General features: G+C 42.7%; 13 protein-coding genes and 2 tRNA genes. 9 read left to right on the forward strand and 6 right to left on the reverse strand.

Annotation, left to right across the window (positions count from 1 at the left end):
• Position 1 precedes the first annotated feature (1 nt).
• Positions 2-976, forward strand: a complete 975-nt coding sequence (locus AAAH86_RS10410) for a type IX secretion system membrane protein PorP/SprF (RefSeq protein WP_343487542.1) — start codon at positions 2-4, stop codon at positions 974-976.
• A 25-nt stretch (positions 977-1001) separates the two neighbouring features.
• Positions 1002-3071: an OmpA family protein gene (locus AAAH86_RS10415; protein ID WP_343487543.1), complete on the forward strand. Its 2070-nt coding sequence runs from the start codon at positions 1002-1004 to the stop codon at positions 3069-3071.
• Between the two features lie 2 nt (positions 3072-3073).
• On the opposite strand, the gene AAAH86_RS10420 is transcribed toward AAAH86_RS10415, so the two are convergent.
• Positions 3074-3265 (reverse strand): hypothetical protein, encoded by a 192-nt coding sequence (locus AAAH86_RS10420; RefSeq protein ID WP_343487544.1) that lies wholly within the window; start codon positions 3263-3265, stop codon positions 3074-3076.
• A gap of 86 nt (positions 3266-3351) precedes the next feature.
• Positions 3352-4593 carry a divalent metal cation transporter gene (locus AAAH86_RS10425; protein WP_343487545.1) on the reverse strand — a complete coding sequence of 414 codons (1242 nt, stop codon included), beginning with the start codon at positions 4591-4593 and terminating at the stop codon, positions 3352-3354.
• A gap of 225 nt (positions 4594-4818) precedes the next feature.
• Here AAAH86_RS10425 and AAAH86_RS10430 point away from each other — a divergent pair, with 225 nt between their 5' ends.
• From AAAH86_RS10430 to AAAH86_RS10440, 3 genes are all read left to right on the forward strand, one after another.
• Positions 4819-5826, forward strand: a complete 1008-nt coding sequence (locus AAAH86_RS10430; protein WP_343487546.1) for an alpha/beta hydrolase — start codon at positions 4819-4821, stop codon at positions 5824-5826.
• Positions 5827-5930: 104 nt separating this feature from the next.
• The gene (locus tag AAAH86_RS10435) at positions 5931-6365 is read left to right on the forward strand and encodes a hypothetical protein (RefSeq protein WP_343487547.1); all 435 of its coding nucleotides are present in this window, start codon (positions 5931-5933) and stop codon (positions 6363-6365) included.
• The gene (locus AAAH86_RS10440; protein WP_343487548.1) at positions 6362-6568 is read left to right on the forward strand and encodes a helix-turn-helix transcriptional regulator; all 207 of its coding nucleotides are present in this window, start codon (positions 6362-6364) and stop codon (positions 6566-6568) included. Before AAAH86_RS10435 ends, AAAH86_RS10440 begins: the two co-directional genes overlap by 4 nt.
• A gap of 30 nt (positions 6569-6598) precedes the next feature.
• Here the strand turns inward: AAAH86_RS10440 and AAAH86_RS10445 are convergent.
• From AAAH86_RS10445 to mutS, 3 genes are all read right to left on the reverse strand, one after another.
• A tRNA-Leu gene (locus AAAH86_RS10445) sits at positions 6599-6682 on the reverse strand.
• A 38-nt stretch (positions 6683-6720) separates the two neighbouring features.
• Positions 6721-6793 (reverse strand) — tRNA-Gly (locus AAAH86_RS10450).
• Between the two features lie 123 nt (positions 6794-6916).
• Complete coding sequence (gene mutS / locus AAAH86_RS10455) at positions 6917-9538, reverse strand: DNA mismatch repair protein MutS (protein ID WP_343487549.1); 2622 nt, start codon at positions 9536-9538, stop codon at positions 6917-6919.
• Positions 9539-9972: 434 nt separating this feature from the next.
• On the opposite strand from mutS, the gene AAAH86_RS10460 reads away from it, so the two are divergent.
• Positions 9973-10503, forward strand: a complete 531-nt coding sequence (locus AAAH86_RS10460) for an RNA methyltransferase (RefSeq protein ID WP_343487551.1) — start codon at positions 9973-9975, stop codon at positions 10501-10503.
• 181 nt (positions 10504-10684) lie between these two features.
• On the opposite strand, the gene folK is transcribed toward AAAH86_RS10460, so the two are convergent.
• Entirely contained in the window at positions 10685-11827 is a 1143-nt protein-coding gene (folK, locus tag AAAH86_RS10465) for a 2-amino-4-hydroxy-6-hydroxymethyldihydropteridine diphosphokinase (RefSeq protein WP_343487552.1), read from the reverse strand.
• A 116-nt stretch (positions 11828-11943) separates the two neighbouring features.
• Here folK and sppA point away from each other — a divergent pair, with 116 nt between their 5' ends.
• The 3 genes from sppA to AAAH86_RS10480 all read left to right on the forward strand — a co-directional run bounded on the left by sppA (position 11944) and on the right by AAAH86_RS10480 (position 17419).
• On the forward strand, positions 11944-13707 hold the full coding sequence (sppA, locus tag AAAH86_RS10470; protein ID WP_343487553.1) for a signal peptide peptidase SppA: 1764 nt from the start codon (positions 11944-11946) through the stop codon (positions 13705-13707).
• Between the two features lie 75 nt (positions 13708-13782).
• A complete protein-coding gene (locus AAAH86_RS10475) occupies positions 13783-14490 on the forward strand; it encodes a queuosine precursor transporter (protein WP_343487554.1) in 708 nt (235 codons plus the stop codon).
• A 199-nt stretch (positions 14491-14689) separates the two neighbouring features.
• Positions 14690-17419: an AsmA-like C-terminal region-containing protein gene (locus AAAH86_RS10480; RefSeq protein ID WP_343487555.1), complete on the forward strand. Its 2730-nt coding sequence runs from the start codon at positions 14690-14692 to the stop codon at positions 17417-17419.
• Positions 17420-17548 lie beyond the last annotated feature (129 nt).

A 17548-nucleotide genomic window follows, 5' to 3' on the forward strand; every position in this document is an offset into this window, starting at 1 on the left:
CATGAAGAATTGCTTGTTGACACACATCCTGTTATTGACAGCGATTTCTTTGTGCTTTGGCCAAAAAGAGCCGCAGTATACCCAGTACATGTACAATATTGGCAGTTTCAATCCTGCCTACTCTGCGTCGGTCGAGAATGCCGAACTGTCTGGCCTGTATCGTGCACAATGGATAGATGTTCCCGGCGCACCCAGAAATATAAGGTTTGGGGCCAATTTTCCGTTGAACAATGAAAAAATGGGCATTGGTTTTAATGTCATCAATGATGAATTGGGCCCGGTGAAGCAAACCTTTATCGATGTGGCATATTCGTATCAAATCTATGTTTCTGAAACGACCAAGCTTTCTTTCGGTATTGATGCTGGGGGAGCCCTTTTTAATATTGATTTTTCCGAAGGTACGTTTCAAAACCCCAACGAGCCCGGTATCAACAATCAGCAAGAATTGAGTAATTTCAATCCAACGATAGGGGCAGGCACGTTTCTTTATGATGAAAATTGGTATTTGGGCCTTTCAGTGCCCAACTTTTTGACCGATGTGCTGTTGAATGAAGAAACGGCGACCTTGGTCACTGAAAAAATGCAGTTTAATTTTATCGGGGGCTATGTTTTTGATATAGCGAACCGCACAAAATTCAAACCTGCATTTTTGTTGAACTATACCGACGGCTTGCCCGTCAATGTGAACCTTTCCGCAAACTTTTTGTTCATTGATGCCTTGACAGTTGGTGCAGCGTACCGATTCGATAATGCCTTTAGCGGTTTAGCTGGATTTCAAATCTCAAACAGCTTATTTTTGGGATATGCCTATGATTATAACACCAACGGATTGGGTGAGTTCAGCGGCGGCACCCATGAGGCCATTTTGAAATTTTATCTGGGTCGCGGAAGCGGAAAATCAAATTCACGGGATAAAAACAAAAAAGAAAATTGGAGGGGAAAACCCAAACAAATTGATTCGCCAAGATTTTTCTAGGGCCTGTTAACATTAAACGAAAACCATGTATTTTTTGAAGATTTTTTCGGATTTCAGGGCTGTTTTTGGCAGGCATAGCGAGCTATGTGCCCAAGAACGAACGAAGAAATACGGAAAAAGGGCAAAAAAGTTAGTGTTAGCAGGCCCTAGTATGAAAGCATTTAGGCTACATATCACATTTTTGGTAACGGTATTGACCGTGTTTTCAACATACGGACAGGGTAAGAGGTCCAAAGGAGATGCGTATTTTTTTCAATATGCGTATCAGCAGGCCATTACGGCGTATGAAGAAGAAATGGCCGAAAGCGAACTGAGACCAGACCAAAAATTGAACCTTGCCGATGCCTATTTCAAGACCGGCAGTTTTGATAAGGCGTCAAAGATATATTTTGAAACCTATAAGAATGATTCTTTGATGGGTAACCATCATTTCAATAAAATGCTTCAAAGTTTTTCTAAGGCAGGCGAAAGAAACAGGGTTTTGGCGGTTCTGGGCACAAAATCCGTGGATTTGGGTCAAGAGCTGATGGAAAATACAGACTTCAACCTTGAGCTGTTGCAAGCTGAAAACAACAATGAACTTGATTTTGAGGTTTTCAATATAGAAAGCAATAGTCCACAATCAGATTTTGCACCTTCCTTTTTTGAGGACAAATTACTTTTCAGTAGTGGCAGGCCCCGTGAAAAGAGCAAGAATTATGCTCCAATGAACGAGGCATATCTTGACATTTACGTCGGGCGCATCGGTAGTGATTACCAAGTGCTGAATCCGAATCCGTTTGGGGATGTTCCCAAATCAGATTATCACAAGGCCACGCCGTATTATTCTGAAAGTTTGAACAGTATTTTGTATGTACTTTCCAACACCGAAAATGGTGACTTGTTGTTTGATGAGAATGGAAAAAATGCGCTGGCCATTGGCATGCAAAACGTTAAAGGAAGCTTTAGAATGGTATTACGTGACCTGAGCACTTCATTTTACTACCCATTTTACGATGAAGATTCCGGTAGATTGTATTTTGCGGCTGATTTTGGTGATGGTTATGGTGGTACTGACATTTATTATATCTACACCAATAACGGTCAGGTAATGTCTGCACCCATCAACTTGGGGCCTCGCATCAATTCTCCGGGCAACGAAATAGCACCTTACATTTTTGAAAACAGCCTATATTTCTCTTCTGATGTTTTTTACGGATTGGGCGGCATGGATATTTATCGAAGCAATATTGAAGGTGAAAATTTCAGTATTCCGGTCAATTTGGGGCCAAACATCAATTCCCCAAAAGATGATTTCGGCTTTGTGATACGCAATGAAAGTGACGGACTTCTCGGTTATTTTTCTTCCAATAGAACGGGTGGAAAGGGAAAGGATGATATCTATGGATTCAAGGTGGCGCAAAAGCCAGGTCTAAAGACCATTACCTTGAGGGGCAGGATAGTGAAGCCTTACGATAGTGATGCTGAAGTTGAACAAGCATCGGTTCGTTTGATGGCTGCTGACGGCAAACTGTTGAAAGAGGTACAGTCAGATGCTGATGGAAACTACCGCATTGAGATACCCTGGCGAGAAAGTATCGTACTTCAGGCGGCAAAAGACCGTCATTCGCTGTACACTAAAAAATTGGAGTTTTTGACCGGCCCAGATCAAGAGACATCATTCGAAATGGATATTGATCTTGCCCAATACGACGATTTGGTAGAAGAGAAAGAGGGTCAAAAAGTAATTAAGCTTGACAAGTTTTTCTTTGATAAAAACAAAACCAACCTTACGCCTCAGATTACCGAAGAATTGGATAAGGTGGTCGATTTTGTAAAGCGCTTTCCCCAGGCCCAACTGAGGATTGAAACTTACACTGACAGCCGTGGGGGCAGTAGCACCAATTTTAGATTGACCCAAGCGCGCTCGGATGCCATTAAAAAATACTTGCTTGACAATGGTGTTTCGTCTTCAAATATTCTGTATTCCGTAGGGTACGGCGAACAAAAGATACTCAACAATTGTAAAAATGGGGTGTTCTGTATTGAATTGATGCACCGTCAAAACCAACGTTCATTGGTGGTGGTGTTGAATGACAATATTATGTTTGAGTAACTCTATCGGGCTATTGAGCAGTCTGCACAATCTTTAACTTCACCATAATAGGTTTCCCGATATTTGTGCAATGTACGGTAGGGCAGGCCAAAGACCATTTTTTTGATATAGGTCACCTTTGGTGAGAACATGCCCATTTTGGTTGAGAATCGTCTTTCTTTTTTTGTTTTTCGCTGAATGTAAATCAAACGCATATCATGTATTTGAAGCTGCAAAGCTTGGTAACATACTGGCCAAAGTCAAATAATCAACGTTAAGTCTGTCTTAAAGTTGTTCAGTATCACCAGATTAACCAACAATAGTAGAGCGCAAATGCCGATAAGAAAAGTATGCCCAGATATGTCAATACCCTTAGGCCCTTACTTGGCCTAAAGTTTTTGGCGATGTCGTGGCCCATGACGGTTTTCAAGTTCATCCAACCAATGATGGGTGCCATGACAAAAGAGACAAAGGTCGCCAGGGCCACCAAATTGCCCATATTGGCACTAAAGGCAGAAATAACGATCCAGTTGATGAATGCCAAGACCAGCACTGTGATTGCAAAAGATGATTTTTTTGAAAAGGCTTTGCTCTTTGGCAACAATTTTCCCAAAACATCTAGACTGACCCTAGAAACAGCATCGTGGGCCGTCATGCAGGTGCTGAACATGGTGGCAAAGGCTCCTATCGCGATAATCAAATACGCCCAATTACCGATATGGGCCGTAAACAGGTTGACCACTTGGTCGGCGAAGGTTACTGCATTGCCACTGAGTTCTGTTCCTGTGCCGTAAAGGGTCATACAGCCGATAATCATAAAAAAAATGGCCAGCAAAGCCGTCAAAAAATAGCCCAGATTAAATTCACCCAATGCTTCCTTAAGGGTGGGTTTTTGTTTTGAAGCCTTGAGTTTCTCAATGCTCCACATGCTCACCCAACCCGACGCTTCCACGGCAGTGGGCATCCATCCCACCAAACTGATTAGAAACAAGATTCCGATTTCATTGAAAATCTCCGGTCGCTGAAAATTTTTGACAGGTTCGGCCGAACCTTTGTAGAGTACTAACACTGTGGTGATTAAAAGTGCCAAAAAAAGAATCGAAATGACCACCTTGAGTGAATCTTCCAGAAACTTATAGCGGCCGATAATGAGTAGGGCACTGATAAAAACAAACAGCCCAAGTGAGACAATGCCAACACCGATTCCTGAAATTTGAAACAGATTTATCAAAAGCCCGGCAGTCACAACATACAATGCTGCTAAAATTGTAAAGGTCGAAACGAGAGTAACAACGGCATACGTCCACAGATAACCTTTGCCAAGGTTCAGATAGCCTTGGATCAAGCTTTTTTGGGTCACATGGGTATACCGAACCCCAAATTCAAAGAAGGGATATTTTAAAACGTTTGCCAAAACAATGGGGATGACCATGACCCACCCGTATTGGGCACCTGCCTTTGTTGACAACACCAAATGGGAGGTGCCTATGGCCATACTGGCAAATAAAAGGCCCGGGCCAAGGTTTTTGAGCAGTATCTTCAATTTTGACTCGATAATCGAGATTTATGTTGTTCAGATCCCAATAGCTCCCGATAGCTATCGGGACGGGATGTCGAAATTTATGGTTCGTTTATTTTCAATGCCTCGTGGGCCTGCCCTGAGTTAGTTCGCATTTTTGGTGAAATGGCAGTGCTCTAAAATAGTTTTTTTTGATGGATGGAAGAAAGGTATCTTTAGTCCAAGCGAAGTATCGAAAATTAGAGTACTATGAAAGTATTGGTAAAGACATTGAAGGTTTTGGCTATTGTTTTGGTCGTTTTGGCCATTGCCTTTTTTCTGGGTCCCAAAGTTGAAAAACCAGATTTGGACAAAAAACTTCCCAAGATGACTTCAGATTTAGCGGCCCTAGAAACCCAAATTGAGCAGCGGGAAGCTTCCAGACCCAACATTAAACCTGACAATGAAGCCCGAATTATTTGGTATGATAGCATTCCCGCAAAAACAAAGTACAGCATTGTGTATCTGCATGGTTGGTCGGCCAGTCAAGAAGAGGGCGACCCCTTGCACATAGAAACTGCTAAAAGATATAAATGCAACCTTTATCTACCACGTTTGGCAGGGCATGGTCTTAATGAAGAAGAACCTATGCTGAACCTGACTGCAGATGAGGTTATTGATTCTGCCAAAGAGGCAATAGCTGTTGGTAAACAGTTGGGCGAGAAAGTAATTGTCATGGCGACCTCAACTGGTGGTACCCTCGCATTGCACTTGGCCGGCGGTGACCCCGACATTGCCGCATTGTTGTTGTATTCACCCAATGTGGAGATTTTTGACCCCAATGCCACATTGTTATCCGGTCCATGGGGGCTGCAATTGGCAAGAACGGTAAAAGACAGCGAGTATCACGAGTTTGATACCGATATCGATTTAAAAAACAAATACTGGACGACCAAATACCGTTTGGAGGCCCTGACCCATTTACAAAGTATGGTTGATGAACTGATGGTTCCAGAAACCTTTCAGCAAGTCAAGCAGCCAGTGTTTTTGGGGTATTACTACAAAGATGAGGTGCGCCAAGACAGTGTGGTGTCTGTACCTGCCATGCTCAAAATGTTTGACGCATTGGGTACATCCGATGACAAAAAGCATAAGGTTGCTTTTCCCAGTGTAGACGACCATGTAATGACTTCATACATTACTTCTAAAGATTTGGAATCGGTCAAAAGAGAGACGTTTGATTTTCTTGAAACATACTTAGGGCTGCAACCGAAATAATTGATTAAAAAAGTGATTGAAAATATATTCGCATTCAAAAATGTAAAATAAACTTGTCATTAAGTAAAAATTACTATACTTTTATGCAAATAAATTTTACGTAAATGAAAAATCATTTCGAATCTCAAGCAACAAGAATACATCGATGGAGTAATTTTCAATTGCCCAACCCCTACAAAAAGATAGGTTGGAGTATTGTGATAGGGGCTTTTCTATTAATGATTGCAAAAAAGTTTGTTGATGAGCCCGAATGGGTGAAACCCCTATTGCGAAATTTGATGATTTTGGGTTTTTTGATGGTGTCCATCTCAAAAGAGAAAATAGAAGATGAATTTATGGCCAGCCTTAGGGGTGTCACCTATAGATTGGCTTTTATTATGGGGGCACTGTATACCATTATACAACCATACATTGATTATGGAGTGAGTTATTTAATCAACGGTAAAGCAGAATTGGATACCAGTTATTTTCAAGTAATCCTATTTATTCTACTGGTTCAAATCATGTATTTCAATGTACTAAAACGGGTCATGAAATGAGCTTAATGAACAATCTGAAAGTACAACGGGCTATAAAAGACCTGACCCAAGAAGATTTGGCCAAGCTTTTGGGGGTCTCGCGGCAGACGATTAATTCCATTGAAAAGAACCGCTATGTGCCCTCAACTGTATTGGCATTGAAACTATCCAAAGTCTTTGGAATTTCGGTGAATGAAATTTTTGAGTTGATAGAAGAAGATTAAAAAGCCGAAACTAGGGTCTCGGCTTTTCTGTACTCGAGGCGGGACTTGAACCCGCACGGGCAAATGCCCACAGGATTTTAAGTCCGGCGTGTCTACCAATTCCACCACTCGAGCAGGACTTAAACAAAAAAACGCTGCGAACAGCGTTTTTGAGCGAAAAACGGGATTCGAACCCGCGACCTCCACCTTGGCAAGGTGATGCTCTACCAACTGAGCTATTTTCGCTTGTAAAGAACATTATCCACCTTCGGCGGATGCGGACGCAAATTTAATACATTTCTGCAAAACAAAAAGAATTTTTAGTTGAAAAACCTGTCTGATCTTGAAGACCTGATAGGTTTCATAAAATCAAGATGTCGCCCTTTTTTTCTTGGTCAACAACCGTTTGATTTCGTTCAATTTCATCAGGGCTTCGACTGGGGTCAGGGTATCGATGTCCAAATGCAGAATTTCGTCTTTGATTTTCTCAAGCAAGGGATCATCAAGATTAAAAAAACTGAGCTGCATCTCATTTTGAACGGATTGCAACGAATCGGAGACCTCATCACTCCGATGTGAAGCTTCCAGCTTTTTAAGGATTTTATTGGCCTTTTGTACTACTTGTTGGGGCACCCCGGCCATCTTGGCCACATGAATGCCAAAACTGTGCTGACTGCCACCGGGTACCAATTTTCTCAAAAAGAGCACATTGTCTTTCAATTCCTTGACGGAGACATTGTAATTTTTGATGCGCCCAAACGATTCGGTCATATCGTTGAGCTCGTGGTAATGGGTCGCAAAAAGTGTTTTGGCACGTGCAGGATGTTCATGCAGGTACTCTGCAATCGCCCAAGCAATTGAAATACCATCATAAGTACTGGTGCCCCGACCGATTTCATCCAAGAGTACCAGACTGCGTTCAGAGAGGTTGTTCAGAATAGAGGCCGTTTCGTTCATCTCGACCATAAATGTCGATTCGCCCATGGAGATGTTGTCACTGGCGCCAACCCGTGTAAAAATACGATCAACGATACCGATCTTTGCTTCAGATGCGGGTACAAAGTTTCCCATTTGGGCCAAAAGTACAATCAGGGCGGTCTGACGGAGTAGGGCAGATTTACCGCTCATGTTCGGCCCTGTGATAATGATGATCTGTTGGTTGTCACGGTCAAGCACCAAACCATTGGCAATATAGCTTTCCCCAAGGGGCAACTGCTTTTCGATAACCGGATGGCGACCGTCTTTAATTTCAATGGCGGTGCCTTCATCAATTTCTGGCCGTACATACTTGTTTTCAGAAGCTGTTTGGGCAAAGGAGCACAGACAATCCAGACGGGCGATGCCTTTGGCATTTTGCTGCACAGCTTCGATATGTTCCTGCATCCAGAGCAATAATTGTTCGAACAATTGCTGCTCAAGGCTCAATATGCGTTCTTCGGCCCCAAGAATTTTGGCCTCGTATTCTTTCAGCTCTTCAGTAATGTAACGTTCGGCATTGACCAAGGTCTGTTTGCGGATCCAGCTTTCAGGTACCTTATCCTTATGGGTGTTGCGAACCTCGATATAGTATCCAAAAACATTGTTCGAAGCGATTTTCAACGAGGTGATGCCCGTTAGCTTTGTTTCACGCTCCAACATTTGGTCAAGATAATCTTTACTTGAGAATGCAAGGTTGCGCAATTCATCCAATTCTTCGGAATAGCCTTGGGCAATGGTCTGTCCCTTCAGCATGTTTACCGGAGCCTCTTCGTGGAGCATTTCTTTGATGCGTCCTCTGAGTGCATCACAGGTATCCAATTTTTCGCCGAGATGGATCAACGAAGCATTTTTACTTTGGATGGCCCTTTGTTTGATAGGGATTATGGCCTCAAGGGAATTCTTGAGTTGCACCACCTCTTTCGGATTGATTTTACCCGTGGCCACTTTGGAAATCAAACGTTCTAGATCACCAATTTTTTTAAGGTCGGATTGAAAATGCGCCAACAACCCTGAATCTTCTTTGAGATGTGCAACAACATCTTGCCTTGCCTTGATTTTTCCTTTGTCTTTCAAAGGAAGCGCCAACCACCGTTTCATCAACCTTCCGCCCATGGGCGAAATGGTCTTGTCAATAACGTCAAGCAAGGTCACCGCACCTTGATTTTGTGAATGGGCCAGCTCAAGGTTTCGAATGGTAAAACGGTCCATCCAAACATAGCTATCGTCTGCGATACGCTGTAGCTTGTTGATATGCTGCAATTGCCGGTGTTGGGTTTCTGAGAGATAATGTAAAATAGTGCCTGCGGCAATAATACCCATCGGAATGTGCTCTACACCAAAACCTTGAAGGCTTTTGGTCTTAAAGTGGGTGTTCAAGCGTTCGTTTGCATAGTCTTCTTGAAAGACCCAATCTTCGAGATAAAAGGTATGCCATTGACTGCCAAAATACTCGGTAAATTCACTGCGATGGGTTTTGGGAATCAACACCTCACTAGGTGAAAAATTCTGTAATAGTTTATCAATTTGGCTTGTGGTGCCCTCTGAGATCAAAAATTCACCTGTGGAAATATCTAAAAATGAGACCCCAAGTTTTTTGCGCCCAAAGTGCACTGCCCCGAGAAAATTGTTTTTTTTGGCACTGAGAATATCATCGTTCAGTGCCACGCCTGGCGTGACCAATTCGGTGACCCCACGTTTGACAATGCTTTTGGTCTGTTTTGGGTCTTCCAATTGGTCGCAGATGGCCACGCGTTGCCCCGCACGCACCAATTTTGGAAGATAGGTGTTCAATGAGTGGTGTGGAAAACCCGCAAGCTCGGTCTTGTCACCTCCGTTGTTGCGTTGGGTCAAGACGATATCAAGAATTTGTGAGGCTTTTATGGCATCTTCACCAAAAGTCTCATAGAAATCGCCTACCCTGAACAACAAAAGGGCATCAGGATGCTTGCTCTTGATGGCATTGTACTGCTGCATCAAGGGCGTGACTTTCTTCGATTTTACCTTTTTTGCCACGTTCAAATCGTAATTTTACCGAAAATAGGGGTTTAACTTAGGCCTAAAAATTTTTGTTGATATTTTCACGCCCAAAGTTGATAAGACGTTGTTTTTCGGGTTGGAGACGTAAGACGGAAGCCAATTTGAAGATTTGCTGATTTGAAAATGTATTGGTGTATCAATATATCAATGTACCAATTTATTAATGTGAAAGTATACCGATGTTTTTTCCGTTTTCAAAGTTCCATGTGTTGTGCCACAAATCACCTCACCGGTGAATCGTCACCGGTCACCATTTTTCCATCATTCTATGTTCTTACCTCTAACCTCATACCCCAAAAGGCACGAATGGCTATGATTTGTATTTGATATTTGATTTTGCGTTTGAAATTGACTCTTGAACTTGAGTTTGAACTTTGAAAACCTATCTTAGTATTGAAACAAAGCCTAGCATGCGCAAACTTAAAAATGAAGAGCTCGAACGGTTGGATGTGGCCGCTTTCAAAGAAGCCCGAAAGACACCATTGATTTTGGTTCTGGATGATGTTCGGAGTCTCAATAACATCGGTTCAGTGTTCAGAACAGCCGATGCTTTTTTGATCAAAAGAATCTACCTCTGCGGCATCACCGCAACCCCGCCACACAAGGATATTCAAAAAACAGCACTGGGGTCGACCGAAAGTGTTGCATGGGAATATCGAGAGCATGTTCTTGAATTGGTCAACGAATTGAAATCCCAAAAAGTCAAATTAATTTCCATTGAACAGGCTGAAAATGCGACCCTGCTCAACGAGTTTGAAATCCAAAGACAGGAAACCTACGCCTTGATCTTTGGCAATGAGGTGAAAGGTGTTTCGCAAGAAGTGGTGAACCACAGTGATGAAGTGGTTGAGATTCCGCAGTTTGGTACCAAACACTCTTTGAACATTTCGGTAAGCGTCGGGGTGGTTGTCTGGAATTTCTGGTCAAAGCTCAATAGCTGAAAACACTTGTAGTTGAAGTCCCTTTTCCTTTGGGGAGAGTCTCGATTGCTATCGAGATAGGGTAGGGCCAATGAAAAACCCTGACGGTGATGTCAGGGCAGAATATATAGTTTGAGTTAGTTAGTTTCTCTTGAAAACGTTGCCAATAACGGAAATCAATCTGTGATATGCAAATATTTTCTTAAAAAATACGCTCCAGTATTTTTTTTCCGATAGCCCCTAAAACGATTTCATAGTCTGATATATTGGCTACAAAATCCAATTCTTTCAAATTGATGATCGTACTGTTTTGGTCAGGATGTCCTTTAATAAAGTCAAGATAGCCCCGGTTGATTTTTTCAAGATAATCGGCTTTAATCTGCTGCTCATAATCACGCCCCCGCTTTTTGATGTTTTCTAGCAATCGCTCCGTACTTTGGTACAAATACACATAGATGTCGGGTTTTTTTACCTCTTTGTACATAAAGTTGAACAGCTTTCGATAGAGGTCAAATTCAACCTTTTGAAGCGTGACGTTGGCAAAAATCAGGGATTTGTAAATATCATAGTCACTGACCATAAAGGTTTTGAAAAGGTCAAACTGTGAGGTGTCATCAGTAAATTGTTGGTAACGATCGGCCAAAAAAGACATTTCCAGCGGAAAGGCATAACGGGCTTGGTCTTCGTAAAATTTTGGAAGAAAGGGATTATCGGCAAAGCGCTCCAACACCAATTTTGCATTGAAATCTTTGGCGATTTCTTTGGTGAGCGTGGTCTTTCCTACACCGATATTGCCCTCGATGGCCAAGAAATGGAGTTGTGAGAACAAGCCTTCCCGATTTTTGAACAATCGCCCCTTTTTCTGCATCACACTTTTATCCTTGCACTCTTGCAATAGGTTTCGGGTATCTTTTTTTAATAGCGGATGGTAAAATTGCGGAGCGATATCGGCCAAGGGTTTGAGCACAAAACGACGTTCGTGCATTTTTGGATGCGGAACCGTAAGGCTGTCAGCATCGATAATGGCGTCCCCGTAATATATAATGTCAATATCCAAAGAACGTGACCGGTAGTTTTCATCGGCATACCGCTGTCTGCCCGATTGTTGTTCAATCGACAAAAGACATTCCAAGAGCAAATCAGGCCTCAAATCGGTTTCAACGGCCACACAAAGATTCAGAAAATCATCGCCATCGAATCCCCACGAGGCATTTTCATAAACACCGGAGATTTGGGTCACTTTTCCCGCCAACTTATTGAGACTTAAAATGGCCTGCTGCAAGATGTGGGGGCGAAACCCCTGATTGCTTCCCAGTGATAGGTATGCCGTAACTTTTTCTTTCATGGATATGTGATAGGCGAAATATGGCAGCTAAAGATAAGTTTTACAGCGAATTTTAAAAGTCAAGATGAGTTCATTGTAACAATATTTATCTTTGGCGTCATATCAAAAAAGAATTGATGAAATTTCTACGGAATTTACTGGCTGCTATTTTAGGATGCCTCATCGCATTTGGAATCATAGTTATGATGTTTTTCATTTTTGCCGCTCTGGTGAGCAATGCTGATGATGGGGTCCAGGTCAAGCAGAATACCATTTTAGAGTTGAGTTTTACACAACCTGTGATGGACTATACCGGGAAGGACGAAAATGACCCTTTTGGAGCCCTGTTTTCAGATGGTGCTACTGGTTTGGACGAAATCATACACGCCATTAAAGTCGCGAAAGATGATGACAAAGTGGCCGGAATCAGCATCAGAACAGGATATTTGATGGCCGGCCTTGCCCAAACACAGGAAATTCGCAAAGCATTGGAAGAATTTAAATCCGCAGGAAAATTCATCTATGCACATGCCGATTTCTACACCCAAAAAGATTATTACCTGTCGAGTGTTGCCGATAAATTGTACTTACATCCACAGGGTGCTATGGATTTTAAGGGCTTGGCCAGTGAAGTGCTCTACTTTAAAGAACTTCAGGAAAAAACGGGAATCAAAATGGAGGTCATACGCCACGGCAAGTACAAGAGTGCCGTAGAACCTTTTTTGGCCAATGAAATGAGTGATGAGAACCGTACTCAAATCAAGGAGTTGATTTCTTCTATTTGGAATACAATGGTAGATGACATTGCCGCTTCACGAAATATGACCGCTGGCAATTTGAATGCCATCGCCGATACCTTGGGTGCCAGAACACCTGAGCTTGCCGTTGCCAATGGCATGGTAGACCAAACGCTGTTTTATGATGAATACGAACAGCTGTTGCGCAAAAAAGTAGACTTTGAAGAAGACGAAGCTTTGAACTACGTGCAATTTGGCGACTATGTGAGGGTCGCCAAAAAGAAAAAAATCAATTCAGGGAAGGATAAAATTGCGGTCATCTATGCCCAAGGGGAGATTTATTACGGTGAGGGCGATCAAGAATACATCGGTCAAGACCTGATCAATCGTTCACTCAAGAAAGCTCGTGATGATAAAAATGTAAAGGCCATTGTGCTCAGGGTAAATTCTCCTGGGGGTAATGCCCTGACCGCCGACATTATTTGGCGCGAAATCGCCTTGACTAAAAAGATAAAGCCCGTAGTGGTTTCCTTTGGAAATTTGGCAGCTTCAGGTGGTTATTACATTGGCGTTGGTGGGGATAAGATTTTTGCCGAGCCAACGACAATCACTGGATCTATTGGGGTCTTTGGCACCATTCCGAATGTGCATGAACTGGCCACAGACTGGGGCATCAATGCCGAACAGGTAGGTACCAACAAAAATTCGGTGGACTACTCCCTTTTTGAGCCCATGAGCGATTCTTTTAGGGCAGTGGTACAAGAAGGTATTGAAGATACCTACGAAACCTTTTTGCAGCGTGTGGCCGACGGTCGGGGCATGTCTGTCGATGCAGTGAACGAAATCGCCCAAGGCAGGGTATGGAGCGGTACAGATGCGCTAAGATTGGGCCTAGTGGATGAGTTGGGCAATTTGGATGATGCCATCGCTGCCGCGGCTGAAATGGCCGAAATAACGACATACGGTGTTAAACGCTATCCCAAATACCGCTCTGACTTTGACAAATTGATGGAAGATTTGAACAGTGTGAAAGCTGAGTGGGGCGAATCCATCCTAAAGAAAGAAATCGGCGAAGAAGCTCATACCCTTCTGAAAGAATTCAAATCCGCTACCGAACAGAAAGGCATTCAGGCTCGTATGCCATTCACTTTAAAAATAAAATAAAAATATGGCATTGTCCCCTTCTTGCATCCGACGAGCAAGTGCGAGAGGAATGCATAACTTTAGGGGTGTTTGCATATGACCCAGAAAGACAAAAAGTTTGCCTTCAAAATCTACCTGTATCTAGGGGCATTGTTCATCACCTCATTGGTGGTCTCGAACCTGATATTCCAAAAATTCTTTTTCTGGAAGCCTTTCGGTGATGTCACCGTTTTTGGCGCCCCTCTTTTTGAGCTCTCTGTTGGGATTCTACCGTACCCGCTCACTTTTTTGATCACGGATACCATTTCGGAAATCTTCGGTAAGAAAAAAGCGAACCAAGTGGTCACGGCTGGTATTTTCGCATCCTTTTTCTCGATGTTGATCATTTATATCGCCAACGAGGCTCCTGCTATTGCCAGTTCACCAATCGGTGATGAAACCTTTACCAAGGTTTTTGGCCTTTCGCCCTTGGGTGTGCTTGCGTCGATGTTGGCGTATCTGGCGGCACAGTACATCGATATATCTATCTATCATTTTTGGAAAAAACTGACCGAGGGGCGCTATCTGTGGCTTCGCAACAACTTTTCGACTTTTACCTCGCAGTTGGTCGATACCTTGACCGTCGTGGGACTTTTGTGCATTTTTGGGGTGCTGCCGTGGGATAAATTCTATGGCCTTGTCATCAGTGGCTTTCTTTTTAAGATTTTTATAGCATTTCTCGACACCCCTTTGCTATATCTTTTCGTATATCTACTGCGTAGAAGATTTAACTTAAAAATAGCAGAAGAAATTTCGCTGGATTGATTGCAGATTTTATTTTATTGAAGTCATTTAAACTTTTTGGATTTAAGCGAAAATCAGGTATTTTTTGGCTGATTGAAGCGTTTTTTGAGTTGCATAGCCGTAGTTACGGAAAGAAAAAAAGTCAAAAAAACAGACGAAAAAGAGCGATTTTTTAGCAAATTGAAAAAGTCTAAATGAGTTCATTCCCAAACCCCAATTCATGAAGAATAAAAGAATTCTAAAAATAACCGGAATCTCGTTGTTGGTAATCATCGGATTGTTGATTGCCATTCCCTTGTTTCTAGAGGGAAAAATTGGTGATATCATCAAGAACAATGTCAACCAAAGTGTCAATGCCGATTTTGATTTCGAGGATGCCGATTTAAGTCTTTTGAAGAGTTTTCCGAATGCAAACGTGAAATTAAGGGGTATTTCCTTGGTCAATAAAGTACCATTTGAGGGCGATACTTTATTCTCTGGCGAAAGTGTGGCGTTGACGCTCTCCATCGGCGAACTTTTTAAGGGTGCCGATGAACCCATAGCCATAAAACGATTGATTGTTGATGGTGCGGATTTGAATATCCGTTTGGATGAAATGGGCAATGCAAATTACGATATCGCCAAGGAAACCGAAGTTGGCAATGCTACGGATTCTTCTGAGTCAGGTAATTTTCAATTTGATATGGAAGCCTACGAAATCAATGATTCGCATGTGGGCTATCACGATGCCGAAACAGGAATCAAATTGGATGTGCGAGATATTCAGCATTCGGGCACGGGTGACCTCTCGCTCGAAACTTCTGAACTGCAGACCATGACCGAAGCTTTGGTCTCTCTGGAAATGGACAGTGTCAACTATCTCAACAAAAACAAGGTAAAGTTGGATGCCCTTATCGGAATCGATTTGAGCGAGAACAAATATTCCTTCCTCAAAAATGAGGCATTGGTCAACCAGCTTCCATTGGTGTTCGATGGCTTTGTCAAGGTAAATGAAGACAATCAAGAAGTGGATATCAGTTTTAAGACACCATCCTCAGACTTCAAGAATTTTTTGGCCGTCATTCCAGAGGAATATTCGAAAAACATTGAAAATGTGCAGACTACGGGCAATTTTGAAGTCAAAGGGCAACTCAGCGGTATTGTGAATGAGGAACACATTCCCAAATTCAACATCAACATCAATTCAGAAAATGCTTCTTTCAAGTATCCCGATTTACCCAAAGCGGTTCGCAATGTCTTTATCGATACCGAAGTGGTCAACAGCACTGGTATCACTGAAGATACCTATATCGACATCAAGAAACTGAGCTTTCAGATTGATGAGGACAAGTTCAATGCCGTGGCCAAGATCAGTGATTTGTTGGGCAATACCAAGGTGGATGCCGATTTGGATGGAAGAATCAATCTGGCCAATATCTCACAGGCGTATCCCGTACCTGAAGATTATAATTTATCAGGAATTTTGACCGCAGATGTCACCACGGCTTTTGATATGGCCTCGGTTGAAAAGCACCAATACCAAAACACCCGTACCGAAGGTACGATGAGCGTCAGTGGATTCGAGTACAACTCCCCAGAACTCAAAAATCCAGTGGCCATCAATACGGCTGCGGTGCAGTTTACCCCAGATAGGGTTTCCTTGAACTCGTTTTCAGGAAAGACGGGCCAAACCGATTTCAATGCCACGGGCACCATCAGCAACTTGTTGGGCTACCTTTTCAACAAAGAAAATATTGAGGGCAATTTCAAGCTGAACTCGAACACCTTTGCCGTCAATGATTTTATGGTGGAGGAAACGGCCAACGAAAATGAAGAGACCGATGGTGAAAATATCCCAACAGGGCAGGAAAGTGTCAAAATCCCCTCATTTTTGGATTGTACCATCGATGCCTCGGCCAAAAATGTCATTTATGATAATCTGAATTTGACTGATGTGTCTGGGCGATTGTTGATAAAGGATGAAACCGCAACGTTACAGAACATGACCTCCTCATTGTTCGGCGGTAAATTGAACCTGAACGGAAAAGTTTCGACCAAACCTGAAGTGCCCATATTTGATATGGCCTTGGGCGTCAACGGATTCAAGATTTCTGAGTCGTTTGCAGCTTTGGATATGCTCAAGGTGCTTGCACCGATTGCCAAAGTATTGGAAGGAAAGCTCAATTCGAGCATCAATTTGTCGGGCAGCTTGAAAAATGACATGACCCCAAATTTGACTTCGTTGACAGGCAATCTGTTGGCCGAATTATTGTCCACCGAAATTAATGCGGAGCAAACCCCGTTATTGTCTGCACTTGACGGAAAGCTCAGCTTTTTAAATCTTCAAGAGCTTGATTTAAACGGACTCAAAACGGCCCTGAACTTTGAAAATGGGGCAGTGGCCGTAAAGCCTTTTGATATCAATTATAAAGATTTTGCCATCAAAGTTGACGGAGGCCATACGTTTGACCAAAAATTACAGTACAATGCCACGATTCAGGTGCCCGCCAAATATCTGGGCTCTGATGTCAATAAACTCTTGGCACAGTTGGATGACTCCAGTTTAGAGAACCTGACCATACCTGTAACGGCGAATATCGGCGGTAACTACACCAGCCCGAATGTAACCACCGATTTAACCTCTGGGGTCAAAAAATTGACGAACCAATTGGTGGAAATCCAAAAGGAAAAACTAAAAAACAAAGGTAAAGATGCCGCCAAGGACTTGATTGGCGGACTCTTTAAAAAAGACTCTACCGAAACAGACTCTTCAGCTGCCAAGAAGCCTGGAGTTAAAGATGTTTTGGGCGGATTGCTAGGTAAGAAAAAAGATTCCACAGCGGTCAAAAATGATTCTACCGCAATCAAAAATGATTCAGCGACCACAGAAGATGTGGCCAAAAAAGCAGCTAAAGACGTATTGGGTGGATTGTTTGGGAAGAAAAAAAAGGATACTACAAAGCAGAACTAGAAAAAAGTTCCTTCCCCTAACCAGGGAAGGTGTCATCAGCTTTAGGCTGATGACGGAAGGGGTGGTTTCACCAAAGGTGAAATCGAGGAATTTTTATAAAACTTTTCAAAAACCTCCGTCTCTCGCATG

The organism is Allomuricauda sp. d1 (assembly GCF_039592695.1).
In the GTDB taxonomy this organism is placed as follows: Bacteria; Bacteroidota; Bacteroidia; order Flavobacteriales; family Flavobacteriaceae; genus Flagellimonas_A.

What these genes read in the sequence shown, in the direction of transcription:
- AAAH86_RS10410 (WP_343487542.1), top strand. Translation starts at nt 2, where the DNA reads ATGAAGAATTGCTTGTTGACACACATCCTGTTATTGACAGCGATTTCT.
- AAAH86_RS10415 (WP_343487543.1), top strand. Translation starts at nt 1,002, where the DNA reads ATGTATTTTTTGAAGATTTTTTCGGATTTCAGGGCTGTTTTTGGCAGG.
- AAAH86_RS10420 (WP_343487544.1), bottom strand. Translation starts at nt 3,265, where the DNA reads ATGCGTTTGATTTACATTCAGCGAAAAACAAAAAAAGAAAGACGATTC.
- AAAH86_RS10430 (WP_343487546.1), top strand. Translation starts at nt 4,819, where the DNA reads ATGAAAGTATTGGTAAAGACATTGAAGGTTTTGGCTATTGTTTTGGTC.
- AAAH86_RS10435 (WP_343487547.1), top strand. Translation starts at nt 5,931, where the DNA reads ATGAAAAATCATTTCGAATCTCAAGCAACAAGAATACATCGATGGAGT.
- AAAH86_RS10440 (WP_343487548.1), top strand. Translation starts at nt 6,362, where the DNA reads ATGAGCTTAATGAACAATCTGAAAGTACAACGGGCTATAAAAGACCTG.
- AAAH86_RS10460 (WP_343487551.1), top strand. Translation starts at nt 9,973, where the DNA reads ATGCGCAAACTTAAAAATGAAGAGCTCGAACGGTTGGATGTGGCCGCT.
- folK (WP_343487552.1), bottom strand. Translation starts at nt 11,827, where the DNA reads ATGAAAGAAAAAGTTACGGCATACCTATCACTGGGAAGCAATCAGGGG.
- sppA (WP_343487553.1), top strand. Translation starts at nt 11,944, where the DNA reads ATGAAATTTCTACGGAATTTACTGGCTGCTATTTTAGGATGCCTCATC.
- AAAH86_RS10475 (WP_343487554.1), top strand. Translation starts at nt 13,783, where the DNA reads ATGACCCAGAAAGACAAAAAGTTTGCCTTCAAAATCTACCTGTATCTA.
- AAAH86_RS10480 (WP_343487555.1), top strand. Translation starts at nt 14,690, where the DNA reads ATGAAGAATAAAAGAATTCTAAAAATAACCGGAATCTCGTTGTTGGTA.